The organism is Desulfovibrio sp. ZJ746 (genome assembly GCF_011039155.1).
Classification (GTDB): Bacteria; Desulfobacterota; Desulfovibrionia; order Desulfovibrionales; family Desulfovibrionaceae; genus Desulfovibrio.
In genome coordinates, this window is sequence record NZ_JAAKEK010000004.1 from 183,751 (window position 1) to 199,831 (window position 16,081).

Genomic DNA, 16,081 nt, shown 5'->3' on the forward strand with positions numbered 1-16,081 from the left:
CGGGTTTCGCTGGCATCGAATGTGCATGAAAATTGCGGCCTTCCTAACTTTTAACCATCGAGCCCATGCAGCAGAAAGATACACACGGCGCATCACCCCAAGGCCAGGACGCCAAGCGTCCGCAGGGCCACTCCTGGCTCAGGATCCAGGTGGAGAACGAGGGCTACCAGCCCCCGCGCGGCGGCGTCATCCTCCTCCAGGTGCTGGTGGGGGTCTTTTTCTTCATCTTCGTTGTCCGCTTCTGGTATCTCCAGGTGCATCTCGGCGCCGAGTTCACGCGCCAGGCGCAGGAAAACCGGCTGCGGCAGGAGCGCATCTTCGCGCCCCGCGGCCGCATCCTCGACGAGGCCAACCGCGTGCTCGCCGACAACCGCACGGCCTACGGCCTCTCCCTCGTGCGCGAGGACTGCGAGGACCTGCCGGCCACGCTCGCGCAGATCAGCGCCTGGTCGGGCATCCCGCTCTCGCATGTGCAGGAGAAGTACCAGCAGGACCGCTTCAAGGTGAAGCCCTTTGAGCCCTTGCTCATGATCACGGACATCGACTTCGACCTCGTGGCGCGCATCGAGTCCGAGATCCATGCCTGGCCGGGCCTTGAAATAGTCGTCCGCACCAAGCGCAGCTACCCCGAAAACGAGCTCTTCGCCCATGTGCTCGGCTATGTGGCCGAAGCCAACGAAAAGGAGATGGAGGCCGACCCGGCGCTCGCCATGGGCGACCTTGTGGGCAAGCAGGGCCTCGAATACAAGCTGGAAAAAGACCTGCGCGGCAGCAAGGGGCTCTACGACGTGGAGGTGGACGCCCACGCCCGCGCCCTCGGCAAGACCCTGCGCGAGGAGCCGCGCGGCGGCGCCGAGATGCGGCTCTCGCTTAACAGCGAGCTCCAGCGCGCCGCGTGGAACGCGCTCAACGGCGAGGCCGGCTGCGTGGTGGTCATGGAGCCGGACACGGGCAAGCTCAGGGCGCTCGTCACCTCGCCGGCCTATGACAACAACCTCTTCGCCGGCGGCATTTCCCGGCGCGACTGGGAGGCCCTGCGCACCAACAACCGCTTCCCGCTCCAGAACCGTGTCATCCAGAGCGTCTATCCGCCGGGCTCGGTGTGGAAGCTGCTCATGGCGGCCATGTTCCTCGAGCGCGGGGTGAGCCCGCGCGACACCGTGTTCTGCGCCGGGCAGGTGCGCCTCGGCAACCAGATCTTCCGCTGCTGGAAAAAGGGCGGCCACGGCAGCATGAACATGGAGAGCTCGCTCATCCATTCCTGCGACGTGTATTATTACCTCATGGCCGAGCGCCTGGGCATCGACAAGATCGAGCAGTTCGCCAAGGCCGCGGGCTTCGGCGCGCCCACCGGCATCGACCTGCCGCACGAGAAATCGGGCCTCGTGCCCTCCAAGGAGTGGAAAAAGCGCCGCTTCAAGCGCCCCTGGGTGCGCGGCGAGACCTTCAACGTCTCCATCGGGCAGGGCTATACCCTCGTGACGCCGGTGCAGATGGCCGTCTATGTGTCGGCCATGCTCAACGGCGGCGACCTCCTGAAGCCCCAACTGCTGGAGGACGCCCCGCGCGAGGTGCGCGGCAAGGTGCCCGCGCGCAAGGAAACGCTGGACTTTGTGGTCAACGCCATGCGCAAGACGGCCGGCGCGGGCACGGCCCGCGTGGTGGGCCGCAAGGACGCGGACATGGGCGGCAAGACCGGCACGGCGCAGGTGGTCAAGCTCAAGATGGCCGCGGGCGACCGGCGCCTGCGCACCTCGGAGATGGAATACGCCCAGCGCGACCATGCCTGGATCGCCACGTGGGGCAGCAAGAACGGCAAGCGCTATGTGGTCATCGTCATGGTGGAGCACGGCGGCGGCGGCTCCAGCGTGGCCGGGCCTGTGGCCAAGCGCGTCTACGAGCACCTGTTCGGGCCGGATGCCGGCATGGCGCCCCCGCCCGCTGCCGCTGCCGGCCAGCCCGCAGCCCCGGCACAGCCGCGCGCCGCGGCCACTGTTCCGGCCCCGGCGGCCGCGTTGCCCGCGCCCGGCGCGACAGCCCCCCCCACGGCCCCACGCGCCTCCCCCGGAACCACACCCGGTCTATCCCCCGGTATTTCTCGTGGATAAGCGCCTCTTCAGCCACCTCAACTGGGGCCTTTTGGCCTGCATGTTCGCGCTCTACTTCGTGGGCGTGGGCAACCTCTATTCCGCCAGCGGCACCCGCCTTGAGGCGGGCCTCGCCTTTTCGGACTTCTACCAGCGCCAGCTCATCTGGGGGCTCGTCGGCCTGCTCGGCATGATCGCGGCCATGAGCTTCGATTATCGCCGGCTGCGCAACATGGCCTGGCCCTTCTTTCTCCTCACCGTTGTCCTTCTGCTGCTCGTGCCCATCGCCGGCAAGACGGTCTACGGCGCCAAGCGCTGGCTCTCGCTCGGGTTCATGAGCGTGCAGCCCTCGGAGCTCGCCAAGCTCGCCGTGCTCGTGCTCGGCGCGCGCCTGCTCGCGCGCGACAGCCGCCCCCTGGGCTGGAAGGCCTTTTGCTCGGTCATGGCCGTGGGCCTCGTGCCGGCAGGGCTCATCCTCATCCAGCCCGACCTCGGCACGACCATGCTCATCCTGCTCATTTTGGGCGGCATGATCCTCTTCCACGGGGTGCGCGGCTACATCATCAAGACCGGCCTCGTGGCCGTGCCGCTGGCCGCGGCCTTCATGTGGTTCGTGGGCATGCACGACTACCAGCGGCAGCGCATCCTGACCTTTCTCAATCCGGGCAATGACCCGCGCGGATCGGGCTACCACATCCTCCAGTCGCGCATCGCCATCGGCTCCGGCGAGATCTGGGGCAAGGGCTTCGGCGAGGGCACGCAGAGCCAGCTGCGCTTTTTGCCGGAGCGCCATTCGGACTTCGCCGTGGCCGTGTTCGGCGAGGAGTGGGGCTTCGTGGGCTGCGTGGCCCTGGTCACGCTGTTCTGCCTCTTTCTGCTCTCCATCTTCTCCACGGCCGTGCAGGCCAAGGACAGGTTCGGCAGCATGCTCGTGGTGGGCGTGTTCTTTTATTTTTTCTGGCAGATCTTCATCAACATGGGCATGGTCATCGGCCTCATGCCGGTGGTGGGCATCCCGCTGCCCTTCATCAGCTACGGCGGCAGCGCGACTCTGGTGAACTTTACCTTGCTCGGGATTGTGCTTAATGTGTCCATGCGGCGCTTCATGTTCAAGGGCTAGCGCCGCTTCACCCGGGAGGAAACATGGGCAAGGACGAGATCGCCTATCTCGGTTCGGATACCGTCTATGAAGGCAAGCTCAGCTTCAAGGGCACCGTGCGCATCGAGGGCCGCTTCACCGGCGACATCACGAGCGACGGCACCCTCAACGTGGGCAAGGACGCGCAGGTGCGCGGCACGCTCAACGTGGGCGAGCTTTTGCTTTCCGGGCATTTCAACGGCGAGGTCGTGGCCAAGCGCCGCGTGGTGGTCTACGGCTCGGGCGTGCTCGAAGGCACGCTCCAGACGCCGAGCCTGCTCACCGAGGAGGGCGGCGTCATCGAGGGCCAGATCACCATGCGCAATCCCGCCAAGCCCGCGGCCAAGGCGCCGGCCGAGCAGGGCTAGCGCCTCGCCCTTTTCCGGGTTCCTTTGGCCGTTTGGGCGTGCCGCCCTGCCGGGGCGCCTGTGACGGTGGCCCCCCGCGCCAGCAGCGTTTTCTCCCCGCCTACCAGCGGATGTCCTTGGACAGGGCGATGCCGGCCGTCTCGTCCTGGGCTTCGGCCACGCGCTCGTAGAGCAGATTTGAGATTTTCTGATATTTGGCGTTGATAAAAGTGTATTCTTTCAGCTGCTTCTGAAATTCCGGCCCCGCCTGCTCGACGCGCCGCGCAAAAAGCTCCTGCGCGAAGCGGTAAAGCTCCATATCCGCACTGTTGTATTCCTGGGCCAGTTCCGCCTCTTCCGCGCCCATGGGCGCCTGCGTGCCCGCATGGGTAAGGGCATTCCTTTTCTGGTGCAGGATATTGGGAAGGTCCACCAGCTTTGACAACAAGAGCATGCTTTCCATGAAGCGTTCCTGAATGCCGAAAAACAGGAAGGCGTGCTCGAGATTGTGTTTCGCCTTGGCGAGCGATGCCGCAAGGTCGGTTTTTTCCAGCGGGTCGCCCGAGATGCAGCGGGTCATGAAGTTCTTGCCGCGGTAGCGCAGCAGCTTATCGGTGCTCGCGATGTATTGGGAAAACGAGATGTCCTGCGAGTTCAGGTATTCGTAGAGATGCTGGTTTTTCCACGTTTTCAGGAAGATATATTCCGAATGGAGCCTTTTCACAGGGTCGCGCAAAAAGGTGAAGGCCCGCACAGGCATACCGTAAAATTGCGTGGGGTTCGTGCTGGTCAGCAGCAAGTGCCCGGTGATGTAGCGGATGCGGGCGAAGGCCGCTTCGTCAATATATTGGTATTTCTTGAATTCTTCCTGCGAATAAATTTTCAGGATTTGCTCCGCCGGGTAGTTGGCGGCGAAGATGTCGTCGACGGTGGTGCCGGCCGTGCGCGGGAAATGCAGGAAGAAGAGGGGCGGCGCGTCCGTCTTGGGGGTATCAGGCATAGACGCGCGGGTTGAGGCCCCCCATGAGGCAGAGGATCTCGTAAGGTATGGTGTCGAGCAGTTGCGCCAGCTCCTGCGCGTCCACCGGGGTTTCGCCCGCTTGGGCCGGGCCGCCGAGCACCCAGGCGAGGTCGCCGGGCGCGGTGTCGGGCACGGCGCTCACATCCAGCATGAGCATGCTCATGCAGACGCGGCCCACCTGCGGCACGCGGCGGCCGCCCACGAGCAGGGACACGCGCCCGGAGAGCGCCCGCGCGTAGCCCGTGGCGTAGCCGGCCGCGGCCACGGCCACCAGCATGTCGCGCGGGGCCGTGAACAGGCGCCCGTAGGAAACGCTCTCGCCCGCGCGCAGCGGGTGCACGGCGAGGATGGGCGCGGCCACGCTCATGGCCCATTCGAGGTCCCGCCCGAGGGCTTCGCGGCTCGTGCCGGCGAAGGGGTTGCCGCCATAGAGCGCGAGGCCCGGCCGGCAGATGCCGCTCTCGGCCCGCGCGGGGCCCACGGTGGCTGCGGAATTGCCGAGAGAAGGGAGCAGCCCCGGGAAGGCCGTGGAGAGAACCGAGAAAAAGCGCCCGAAGCGCTCCACCTGCATGGCGGTGTAGGCGTCTTCCACGGGCATGTCCACGCTGGAAAGGTGCGAGAGCGCAAAGCGCGGCGCAAGCACGGGGTGGGCGCGCAGGCGCTCGGCGAGCGCGGGGGCGTCCTCGGGCGTGAAGCCGAGGCGCCCCATGCCGGTGTCGCACTTGAGGGCCACGGGCACGGAGCGCGCGCCCGAGGCCGTGGCGGCGGCTGCGGCCGCCTCGATGTCGTCAAAGCCCGCGATGAGCAGGGTCAGGCCGCTGGCCGCGGCCGCGCGCCATTCCCCCGCCGTGAGGCAGCCCATGAGGGGCACGATCTCCTGCCCGAAGCCGGCCCGGCGCAGGGCTACGCCCTCGCTGGCCGTGCCCACGGCGAAGCGCCGCGCGCCCGCATCCGCCAGAGCCGCCGCCACGGGCAAAAGGCCGTGGCCATAGGCGTCGGACTTGATGACGGGCATAAGCCCCGCGGGATCGCCCAGGCGGCGGAAATTGCGGCGCAGGGCCGCGAGGTCGATGCGGCAGAAGGCGGGCGTGAACGTGCAGGGCATGAAGGCTCCGGGCTGCGGCCCCGGCGGGAGCCGTGCCATGGTTGTACAGGAGAGCGGCCAAAGCATCAAGGCCCGGCGCGGGCTTGTGCCGCCTCACCCTCAGCCGCGCAGGGCTTTCAGTGTCACGTCCGCCACCTCGGCGGCGAGCTCCGGCGCCATGTCCGCCCAGAGCGGCAGGCAGAGCACGCGCTCGGCCATGTCCTCGGAGACGGGGCAGGGCGGCGAATCCACATAGGGGAGACGCGTAAGGCTCGGATAGAAGTAGCGGCGCGGGTGGATGTCACGCGCGTTGAGCGCCTTCGCGACGCGGGCGCGGGCGTCGCCGTCCGGGAAGATGACGGGGGAGTAGGCGTTGTTCCATACCAGCCCGGGCGCCAGCCGAGGCCGGCGCAGCCCCTCGCGCCCGGGCGCGCCGTCGGGCCCGATGCCGAAGGCCGCGTCATAGACGGCATTGAGGGCCGCGCGTCTGGCGATGTTTTCCGCCACGCCGGGCAGCAGGCAGAGGCCCATGGCCGCGTGCAGCTCGGAGAGCTTGGCATTGATGCCGAGCGAGGTATGCGTGTCGCCCCTGTGGCCGAAAGCGCGCAAAAGCTCGAGCTCCGCCTTGGCGGCCGGGTCGTGCGCCACCACGCAGCCGCCTTCCACCGTATGGAAGAGCTTGGTGGCGTGGAAGCTCGCCGTGGCCGCGTCGCCGAAGGCGAAGAGGCTTTTGCCGCCCAGGCGGCTCCCGAAGGCGTGGGCCGCGTCGTAGAGCACCGGGATGCCGCGCTCGGCCGCGAGGCTTCCGAGGGCCGCCACGTCGCAGGCATTGCCGTAGACATGCACGGGCAAAAGGCCCGCCGCCCCGGGGTGGGCCTCAAGCTGGCGCGCCGTCTCCTCCGGGCTCATGCAAAGGCTTTCGGGGTCGATGTCCGCGAAGACCGGGGTGCAGCCTTCCCAGAGCAGGGCCGAGAGGGTGGCCACATAGGTGAAGGGCGTGGTGATGACCGTCTTGCCGTTGAGCCCGAGCAGGCGCAGGGCGAGCTGCAGGGCCAGGGTACCGTTGGCGCAGACGGCGATGGCCGGCGCGTCGAGCATGCGCCCGAGCTCCGCCTCGAGCCGGCGCGCGTATTCGCCCATGTTGGTGAGGTCATGGGTCTCGAAGATGCGGCGCACGCAGCCGAGATAGTCCTCCAGCGGGGGCAGGTTGGCGCGGGTCACCTGCACGCCCCCCCCCGGGCGCCGCGGACGTTTCGCTGGACGGCTCATGACTGCGCCGCTTCCCCGCTTGCCGCCGCGCCGCCGGGCGCGGCGCTTCCGGCCACCCGGGCCAGCGCCGCCACCACCTCCTGGTCGAAGCGCAGGTCATTGGAGAGCTGGCGCACGGCCTCGGCAGGGTCCATGCCCTTGTCGCCGCGCCAGGCGCGCGGGCTCGTCATGGCCACAAAGGCGTTCACCACCGCGAGCACGCGGCCGGCGCGCGAGATCTCCTCCCCGGTGAGGCCCTGCGGGCTGCCCGAGCCGTCCATGCGTTCGCCCATTTCGCGCACGGTCTCGCGCACGGGCAGGTCGAAGCGCAGGTCGTGGAGTATCCTGTCCGCATGCTCGGGCGCGCGGAGCACTTCCTGCTTTTCCTCCGGGGTGAGCGCCTCGCGCTTGGTCAAAAGCTCGCGCGGCACGAAGATCTTGCCGATCTGCGAGAGCCTGGCTGCAAGGCCCAGGGTCTCCTTCTCGCGGCTGTCGAGATCGAGCTCGTCGGCCACCAGTTCGGCGGCGCGGGCCATCCTGTCCGAGTGCCCGTTCTGGTTCGGGTCCACGCTCTCGATGGCGTGCACGAGCGCGGTGATGAGCGCGAGCTGCCGCTGGCGGGCGCGCTCGGCATTGCGGCGGAAGCGCGTGATGTCCTGGAAGGTGGCCACGCAGCCCGTGGTCGCCAGCTCGCCGCTCTTGGCGTCGGCGTCATAAGGATAGAGGGTCACGCGGAAAAGCCGCGTGCCGTCGCCGTCATCGTCAGCGTCGGCCGGGGCGCCCGGGAGCGGCGGCATGGCGACCTCCACGGTGGCCGACTGGCCGCAGTCATGCACCACGGCCATGTCGCCCAGGAGCTGCACGGCCACCTTGCCGGGCAGCACCTCCACGAGCGGCGTGCCCGGGGCGATGGCGTCCTTGTGGCCGGCCAGCGCGGTGAAGGCCGGGTTTTCCATCTGGACGCGGCCCTGGCTGTCCACCAGCACGAGCCCGGCGTGGAGCGAGGCGTTCACGCTGTCGAGCAGGGCCTTCTGCCTGCTGATGGTGGCGTTCTTGTCCATGAGCACGCGGTTCCGGGCTTCGGAGGCGCGGTTGGACTGCCGCACATAGATGAGGGTGATGAAGAGCCAGAGCACCCCGGCGCAGGCGAGGAAGAGCGCATAATTCAGGATGGTCCTGCTGCGGATGATGCCGTCCACCTCGGCGGCGGGCGTTTCCAGCATGAAGCGCCAGTCGAGGACGGTGGGCCTGGCGCCCATGGAATAGACCTCGCCGTGGCCGTCCAGGGCCTCGCGGCGCATGAAGGGGATGGTCTTGGGCTCCAGCTCCTGCACGAGGGTGGGGGTCACGGGCTCCTGCACCACATGGCCGCCCTTGATGAGCACCATGACCGGGCCGTCCGGGCCCTGGTCCACGATGCGCGGGAGCAGGGTCTCCTCGTGCTCGCCGGTGCGGGCGAGGAAGCTCGCCAGGGGCTTGTCCATGGGCACCGAGAGCAGGAGCACGGCCACGGTCTGCGGCTCTTCGGCGCCGAGCACTTCAAAGAGCGGGTCGGCCATGTCCATGACAAGGCCGTTGTCGGTCATGCGCAGGGGCCCGAAGGCCGCCTTGCCGCTTTCGCCGGCGCGGCGCACGAGGGCCGTCTGCGGGGCGGTGAGCGGCGTGGCGAAATCCGGGGCGACCAGGGGGGTGCCGTCCGCGCGCATGACGCGGGCGCTGGTCCAGGCGCGGCGCCTTGTGAAATCCTTGAGCAGGTCCTGCATGTAGGTGAGCTGCTCGGCGAGCGAGCGCACGGCCTCGTCATCGGAATTGAGGGCTTCGGGGTCGGCGATGCGCGAAAGCGCGTCCGCGTCGAGCTCGCGCGCGTCCATGACGAAGAGGCGGAACATCTCCGAGGCGCTGATGAAGCGCGACTGTTCCACGAGCTCGTTGCGCCAGACGCGGATGGCGTCCAGCGACTTGTCGAGCCAGGTCTGCTGGGTGTCGCGCTGCTTGGCGAGGATGGTCTGGGTGGCGTTTTCCACCCGGAAGCGGGCGATGAGGAGGGCCATCAGGATGAGGAAAATCAGGAAACAGCCCAGCAGCACGCGGCGGAGCATTTTTCGCCGTGACTCGTTGCCCAATGCGCTGTCGGTATCTTCCAGTGCCATCATTGCCGTTTCCCCCCCCGGGCCTTGGCGGTACCCGCCGGGCGCCCCTTGATATGCGTCCAGCGGCCGTTTTCGTTGACGGAATATTGCGGAACATAGTTGCGCAGCCGTGAATGCGGCTGCACCACATTGCTCAGGTTGTCAAGCACATAGGCCTCGCCGTCGAGATAGACCACAAGGACGGCGTGGGCCAGGTTGCGGATGGTGTCGCGCAGGACCACGATGCGCATGTCCTCCGGCGGGATGCCCAGCTCCTTGAGAGTAAAATACTTGGCGATGGCGTAATCCTCGCAGTCGCCGGACTTTTTCAGGAACTGCGCGGGCACGGCCCAGTAGTCGGGCTTGCCCCAGTTGACCATGTCCTCGCGGTAGGGCCAGGTGTTCCAGAAGGTATTGACGACCTTCAGGACATCGCGCGGGCTCTTGCCCTGGGCGCGGTCCCTCAGGATCTTCCAGGTGGTCGTGCGGTTGAACTGGCGCTCCGGGCTGAAGATGGGGCTAGCCGCATTGCGGTCGAGCACGTCCAGCCAGCCCGGCAGGGTGGAGAGCGGCCGGCGGAATTCCACCGTGCCGAAGAGCTTGATGCCGTGGCCCGTGGCGCCCTGCGCGGCCGGGAGGACGGGCGCGGGGGCGCCCGATACCGCGTCGGGCGACGTTGCTTCAGGCACGTGGACCTCGGGCTCCGCTGCCATTTCCATGTCCGGGGCCACGCCCACGGGGGTGCGTTGAACCGGCGCGGCGAGGGCTCCGGCCACACCGGCGCCGAGAAGGATGAGCGCGAGAGCCGCGGCTGCGGCGCCCCAAGGACGGGGGAAAGCGCGGAAGAAAGCGAAAAACCGTTGCCGCATGGTCCATCCGGGAAAGAGGGTGACGGGCATGGGGGCGTATTGCCTTAATGCCTAAAGAGGTATACATCAAACGCCGATAAATTGAAAGGCGCGTCAAACCTTGTTCCGGGCGTGGCCGCGCCTGCCGGACCGCGGCAGGCAACGCCGCGCCGTTCTGTCAGAAGGGACAGAAAAGGCCGTGGGGGGCGCGCCTTGTCAAGTGTGGGAAACTGTTGGAGACCGTCGTGAAAACTGCGAAAAGTGTCACCATTGTCCCGGCGCTCGTGGCCATGCTCCTCACCCTTTGTTTCTGCCTGCCGGCGCCCGCCTTCTGCGCCGAGGGCAAGGCACAGAGCGCCTGGCCCCCGCCGCCGCCCGCCGGCGACACCGTGACCCTGGCGGACACCATCTATGGCGTGCTCAGGCATCACCGCTCCCTGCAGGGCATGCAGGAGAACCGCCAGGTGCTCGAGCACGAGCTGCGCCGTGCCCGCGCGGGCTTTGGCCCCAGCGTGGACGTGCAGGGCCTCGCCGGCGGCCAGCTTTTGAGCGACAACACCACCCGCAACGCCGACCTCGACAAGCAGATGTACGGCATCGGCGAGATCAGCGCCCGCCTCACCCAGCCCATCTGGGACGGCTTCGCCACGCGCTCGCGCGTGCGCAACGCCAAGTCCACTCTGGAGTCGGTCAAGGCCCGCGTGTTCGACACGGCCACGACCCTCTCGCTTGACGGCATCATCGCGCATATCGACCTTTTGCGCCGGCGCGCCCTCTATGCGCTCGCGCAGCGCAACGTGGCGCAGCACCGCGCCATCCTCGGCCAGACGCAGGACCGCACCAATCTCGGCGCCGACACCGAGGCCGACGTGAGCCAGGCGCAGTCGCGGCTCATGCGCGCCCTCTCCAGCCTCTCCGAGGCCCAGGCCGCGCTGCTCGTGGCCGAGGACACCTATAACCGCCTTACCGGCATGCCGCCCGCGGCCAACATGCAGCCCGTGGCCATGCCCCCCGAGACCTTCTCCGGGCCCGAGCCCGTGTTTGAGATGGCGGAGGAGTACAATCCCAAGCTCCTCGCCTACATGCAGGACATCCGCGCCCTGCAGGCGGACAAGCAGCTCGCCGAATCCACCTTCTACCCCACGTTCAACGCCGAGGTCGGCCCCTCCTATACCGACCGAGGCGGCGCCTATGACCGCTGGGTCTACAGCTTCGACGTGGTGGCGACCATGCGCTGGAACCTCTTCAACAGCGGCGCTGACGTGGCCGAGACCAGGGCGGCCTCCGCGCGCATCCGCCAGGCGCGCCAGCTCATGTACGACTTCCGCGACGACCTTAAGCTGGACATCGAAAGCACCTGGGTCAACTACCTCGCCGCGCAGGACCAATACCGCAACTACACCGAGGCCATGAAGTACGCCGAGTTCACGCGCACCGCCTATCTGGAGCAGTTCCAGCTCGGCAAGCGCAGCCTGCTCGACGTGCTCGACGCGGAAAACGAGCTCTACAGCTCCTCCACGCAGGCCGAGACCGCGCGCGGCAACATCCTCGTGGGCGCCTATCGCCTGTGCGCCCTCACCGGGAACCTTCTGCCCATGCTCTCCATCGACCTCGTGCCCCTGGGCGAGAACCCGCCGCGCGACCCCAAGGACCCGCGCGAAGACTTTGACCTCGGCTGGTTCAACTGAGCGGCAGGGGGGAGGGCATGGAAACGCCGAACGCGGAACAGCCTGCGGAGAAAGAGAGAATCGGCAACACGCCCGAGGAACACGCGGAGAAGGGCGGCGCCCGCAACGACGCCGCACAGGCCGAAGCCGCGCAGTCTGGCGCCGCTTCCGGCGGCGGGACCATGGCGGCGGCAGGAGCGGTAGACGCGGCTCCCGCGGGCCAAAATGGCGCGGGTGGCGGCAAGGCGTCCGTGAATTCCGGGGCTCAGGGTGTGGGCGGCCTGCGCCCGTCGGACGTGGACTTCATGCCCGGCCTCTTGCGCAGCCTTTCCGTGCTCATGCGCCTGCGCGGCAAGCCGGTCTCGCCGCAGCTTTTGCTGGCCGGCCTTTCCGGCAGCCAGGTCACGCCGCGCGCCTGCCTCGGGGCGGCGCGCAAGGCGGGCCTTTCCGGGCGCATCGCCTCGCGCCCGAGCCTTGACGACATCCCGCCCCTGGTGCTGCCCTGCATCCTCCTCTTAAAAAATGACCGCTCCTGCGTGCTCACCGCCCTGCGCGGGGGCCGCGCGGAGGTCATCTTTCCCGAGATCAGCGACAGCACGCAGACGGTCTCGCAGGAGGAGTTGCAGGAAGACTACGCGGGCTACGCCATCTTCGCGGCCGTGCCCAAGGCGCCGGAGCGCCGCATGGACGCACCGCGCCTCGGCCGCGGCAAGCGCTGGTTCTGGGATGTGCTGCGCTATTACGCGCCCATCTACCGGCATGTGGCGCTGGCGAGCGTGGTCATCAACCTCATCGCCGTGGCGAGCCCGCTCTTCGTCATGAACGTCTATGACCGGGTGGTGCCCAACAACGCCACGGACACCCTGTGGGTGCTCGCCTCCGGCATTTTCGTCATCTATTTCTTCAACTTCCTGCTCTCGGCCCTGCGCACGCATTTTGTGGACGTGGCCGGCCGCAACGCGGACATCGTGCTCTCGAGCGCGCTGGTGGAAAAGGTGCTCTCCATGCGGCTCGACGCCAAGCCCGAGTCCACGGGCGCCATGGTCAACAACCTGCGCGAGTTCGAGCAGTTGCGCGAGTTTTTCAGCTCCTCCAGCCTGCTCGCCTGCATCGACCTGCCCTTCCTCGTCATCTTTCTTCTGCTCATCGCCTTCATCGCCGGGCCCATGGTGCTCCTGCCGCTGGGCGCCATCCCGGTGCTCGTGGGCCTCGGGCTCTTCCTCCAGCGGCGCGCGCGCCAGAGCGCCGAGGCCGGCTACCGCCAGAACATGCAGAAAAACGCCCTGCTGGTGGAGATGGTGGGCGGCCTCGAGACGCTCAAGTCCTGCATGGCGGAAAGCCGCATGCAGCGCCTGTGGGAGGCCATCGCCGGGCTCTCGGCCAAGTCCTCCAGCGAGGCGCGCAAATACAACAGCATGGCCGTGACCTCGGCCATGCTCATCACCCAGATCGTCACGGTCATCATGATCGTCTGGGGCGTCTACCGCATCAACGACGGCCTCATGAGCATGGGCGCGCTCATCGGCTGCAACATCCTCGTTGGGCGCACCATGGCGCCGCTGCTCCAGATGGCCTCGCTGCTCACGCGGGTGCAGAATTCGCGCGTGGCGTTCAAGGCGCTGGACATGCTCATGGAGCTCCCCTCGGAGAACGACGCCGAGCGCGTGAGCATGGATTACGGCAGCCTCGAGCCCACCTTCACCCTCGATGACGTGAGCTTTTCCTACCCGCATTCCGAGCGCCCGGCGCTGGAAGGGGTGTCGCTCACCATCAGGCCCGGCGAGCGCGTGGGCATCATCGGGCCCATGGGTTCGGGCAAGAGCTCGCTCTCTCGCATGCTGCTCGGGCTCTACCAGCCGGGCGAGGGCGCGGTGCGCTTCGGCGGGGTGGACATCCGCCAGATACCCTCGGCCGACCTGCGCGGCCGCATCGGCGTGCTGCCGCAGGACGTGACCCTCTTTTACGGCAGCGTGCGCGAGAACATCGCCCTCGGCGACCCCTCCATCAATGACCATCTGGTGCTGCGCGCGGCGGCGCTGGCCGGCGTGACGGACTTTATCCGCGGCTTCCCGGCCGGCTTCGCGAGCCAGGTGGGCGAGCAGGGCCGGGCGCTCTCGGGCGGCCAGCGGCAGGCCGTGGCGCTTGCGCGGGCGCTCGTGCGCGACCCCGAGGTGCTCATTCTCGACGAGCCCACGAGCAACATGGACACGGACTCGGAGCTCCTGCTCCAGCGGCGCCTCGCCGGCATCATCCAGGGGCGCACGCTCATCCTCATAACGCACCGGCTCTCCATGCTGCGCATCGTTGACCGGCTCATCGTCATGGAAAACGGCCGCATCAAGCTGGACGGCCCGCGCGACGAGGTATTGGCGCGCCTGCGCGGCAAGGCCCCGCGGGGCGCCCGACAGGCCGGCGCCGGGGCCCGTGCGCGGGCCGTGAATGCCGGGCCGGCCTCGGCCGGGGGGGCGGCGTGATGAAGAAACATCCAGAAACTTCCGTTCCCGAAAGCGAAACGCCGGCGCCCGCCGCTCCGGCCGAAAAGGCCGGGCGGCCCGCTGGCCAGATGCCCGGTGAATCCCCCGCGCCGTCCGCCGCCGCGCCCACGCCGCCGGCGTCCCCAGTCTCCCCGCAGGATGGCGGCTGGCGGGCTTTCTTCGCCGAGGCCGCGGCCTTTGTGCGCGCCATCTTCGTGCGTGGCGAAAACGAGCAGACCCCGGACAAGCCCCTCTCCGAGATGGCGCGGGCGGCCTTGGACAGCCGCCTCGGCAAAGGCGGCGCGCAAGGCCCGGCAGGCGCCCCGGGCGCGGGCGGCCAGGGCCTGTTCGCGGCCATGGACGCGCCCCTCAACGGCCTCACGCCCGACGACATCCATTATGCCGACGAGGTGGACGCGGCGCTGGCGCGCCGGCCGCGCTTCGGGGTGCGCGCGCTTTCCGTCACCGTGGCGGTCATGTTCCTCTGCCTCATCATCTGGGCGGCGGTGGCCGACATCGACGAAGTCACCCACGCCGAGGGTCAGGTGGTGGGCTCGCAGCGCACCCAGACCATCCAGAACCTCGAGGGCGGCATCCTGCGCGAGGTGCAGGTGCACGAGGGCCAGATCGTGGAGAAGGGCGCCGTGCTCGCCCAGCTGGACAACGAGATGGCCGAGTCCGCCTTCCGCGACGCGGTGAGCAAGGCCATCGAGAACAGCCTCGCCATCATCCGCCTCGAGGCCGAGCACCGCGGCGAAAAGCCGGTCTTCCCCGAAGATTTGCGCCGCTGGCTCACGAGCCGCCTCGGCCGCGACGTGGACAGCAAGACCCTCGCCCGCGCGCGCCAGCTCATGCGCGACCAGGAATATGCGTGGCAGTCGCGCCAGCACCAGCTCGATGCCGACCTCGAGGTGCTCCGTGCCCAGTACGAGCAGCGCGAGCGCGACGTGGAGGAGCAGGAGGCGCGCAAGGACCAGCTCGAAAAGAGCTACAAGATCGCCGTGGAGCAGCGCGACACCGCGGCCGAGCTCATGCGCCGCCGCAACTTCGCGCGCATGGAGTTTCTGGGCCTCGAGGCCAAGGTGGTGGAGCTCAAGGGCCAGATCGACATGCTCGCCGCGAGCATCCCCAAGGCGCAGGCCGCCGCGCAGGAATCGCGCCAGCGCATCGCCGCCCGCGAGGCCGAGCAGAAGGCCAATATCACCCAGGAGATCACCAAGCGCCGCCTCGAGCTGACCAGCCTGCGCGAAACCATCTCCGCCGGCGGCGACCGCGTGAAGCGCACCGAGCTTCGGGCGCCCGTGCGCGGCACGGTGAAGCAGATCCACATCAACACCGTGGGCGGCGTGGTCAAGCCCGGCGAGCCCATCATGGAAATCGTGCCGCTGGACGACACCCTGCTCGTGGAGGCGCGCGTGCAGCCCAAGGACGTGGCCTTTTTGCGGCCCGGGCAGGATGTGATGGTCAAGGTCTCGGCCTATGACTTCTCCATCTACGGCGGCCTCGACGGCAAGCTCGAATCGGTGAGCGCCGACACCATCGAGGACAAGCGCGGCGACCTGCACTATGTGGTCAAGGTGCGCACCCAGAAGACGGCCATCGAGCACCACGGCGAGACCCTGCCCATCATCCCGGGCATGATGGTCACGGCGGATATCCTCATCGGCAAGAAGACCGTGCTCGACTACCTGCTCAAGCCCATCCTCAAGGCCAAGCAGAACGCCCTGCGCGAGCGCTGAGGGACAGTCGTTGGGATAACGGGGGTTATGTTATACTGAGCAGTTGCCAGATCTTCCTTAGATCCGTCTGGAGCGCAGCGGAAGACGGGCGCTGGTGCCGGAAGAATCCTAAAAAATAAGATTTTTCGACGCTGGCGCGCTAGCCGTCGGCGAGCTTGCGAGCCATACGGATGGCGACAGCGGTTTCGTTGAATGATTGCCGCGTTACCTAACCGCTGTCTCCATCCGTAGCTTCCTGCGTCGCAACGGCTGGAGCACGGATAGCGACAGTGGCAGCGTTGGCTGGATGTAGAGGAAAC

At 67.8% G+C, this 16,081-nt stretch carries 11 protein-coding genes; 6 read left to right on the forward strand and 5 right to left on the reverse strand.

Going from position 1 to position 16,081, the window contains the following annotated elements:
- Positions 1-65: 65 nt before the first annotated feature.
- From mrdA to G7Y54_RS08205, 3 genes are read left to right on the forward strand one after another with little or no spacing between them, the layout of a single operon-like run.
- Positions 66-2,108, forward strand: a complete 2,043-nt coding sequence (gene mrdA, locus G7Y54_RS08195; protein ID WP_165078833.1) for a penicillin-binding protein 2 — start codon at positions 66-68, stop codon at positions 2,106-2,108.
- Entirely contained in the window at positions 2,101-3,207 is a 1,107-nt protein-coding gene (rodA, locus tag G7Y54_RS08200) for a rod shape-determining protein RodA (protein WP_165078834.1), read from the forward strand. The genes mrdA and rodA overlap by 8 nt, the downstream gene beginning before the upstream one ends.
- Before the next feature lie 23 nt (positions 3,208-3,230).
- Positions 3,231-3,593 carry a polymer-forming cytoskeletal protein gene (locus G7Y54_RS08205; RefSeq protein ID WP_165078835.1) on the forward strand — a complete coding sequence of 121 codons (363 nt, stop codon included), beginning with the start codon at positions 3,231-3,233 and terminating at the stop codon, positions 3,591-3,593.
- A gap of 100 nt (positions 3,594-3,693) precedes the next feature.
- On the opposite strand, the gene G7Y54_RS08210 is transcribed toward G7Y54_RS08205, so the two are convergent.
- The 5 genes from G7Y54_RS08210 to G7Y54_RS08230 form a co-directional block, all read right to left on the reverse strand.
- A complete protein-coding gene (locus tag G7Y54_RS08210) occupies positions 3,694-4,572 on the reverse strand; it encodes a sulfotransferase family 2 domain-containing protein (RefSeq protein ID WP_165078836.1) in 879 nt (292 codons plus the stop codon).
- Positions 4,565-5,698, reverse strand: coding sequence for an alanine racemase (gene alr, locus G7Y54_RS08215; protein ID WP_165078837.1), 1,134 nt, complete (start codon positions 5,696-5,698; stop codon positions 4,565-4,567). The genes G7Y54_RS08210 and alr overlap by 8 nt, the downstream gene beginning before the upstream one ends.
- Positions 5,699-5,797: 99 nt before the next feature.
- Complete coding sequence (locus G7Y54_RS08220; RefSeq protein WP_241159422.1) at positions 5,798-6,904, reverse strand: DegT/DnrJ/EryC1/StrS family aminotransferase; 1,107 nt, start codon at positions 6,902-6,904, stop codon at positions 5,798-5,800.
- Positions 6,905-6,942: 38 nt separating this feature from the next.
- Positions 6,943-9,078, reverse strand: coding sequence for an HD domain-containing phosphohydrolase (locus tag G7Y54_RS08225; protein ID WP_165078839.1), 2,136 nt, complete (start codon positions 9,076-9,078; stop codon positions 6,943-6,945).
- Positions 9,075-9,923, reverse strand: a complete 849-nt coding sequence (locus G7Y54_RS08230) for a transglutaminase-like cysteine peptidase (RefSeq protein ID WP_241159423.1) — start codon at positions 9,921-9,923, stop codon at positions 9,075-9,077. Before G7Y54_RS08230 ends, G7Y54_RS08225 begins: the two co-directional genes overlap by 4 nt.
- A gap of 224 nt (positions 9,924-10,147) precedes the next feature.
- Between G7Y54_RS08230 and G7Y54_RS08235 the strand changes: the two genes are divergently transcribed.
- The 3 genes from G7Y54_RS08235 to G7Y54_RS08245 are packed head-to-tail and all read left to right on the forward strand — an operon-like array spanning position 10,148 to position 15,782.
- Positions 10,148-11,590: a TolC family protein gene (locus tag G7Y54_RS08235; protein WP_241159424.1), complete on the forward strand. Its 1,443-nt coding sequence runs from the start codon at positions 10,148-10,150 to the stop codon at positions 11,588-11,590.
- A gap of 17 nt (positions 11,591-11,607) precedes the next feature.
- Positions 11,608-14,043 (forward strand): type I secretion system permease/ATPase, encoded by a 2,436-nt coding sequence (locus tag G7Y54_RS08240; RefSeq protein ID WP_241159425.1) that lies wholly within the window; start codon positions 11,608-11,610, stop codon positions 14,041-14,043.
- The gene (locus G7Y54_RS08245; RefSeq protein ID WP_241159426.1) at positions 14,043-15,782 is read left to right on the forward strand and encodes an HlyD family type I secretion periplasmic adaptor subunit; all 1,740 of its coding nucleotides are present in this window, start codon (positions 14,043-14,045) and stop codon (positions 15,780-15,782) included. The genes G7Y54_RS08240 and G7Y54_RS08245 overlap by 1 nt, the downstream gene beginning before the upstream one ends.
- Positions 15,783-16,081: the final 299 nt, after the last annotated feature.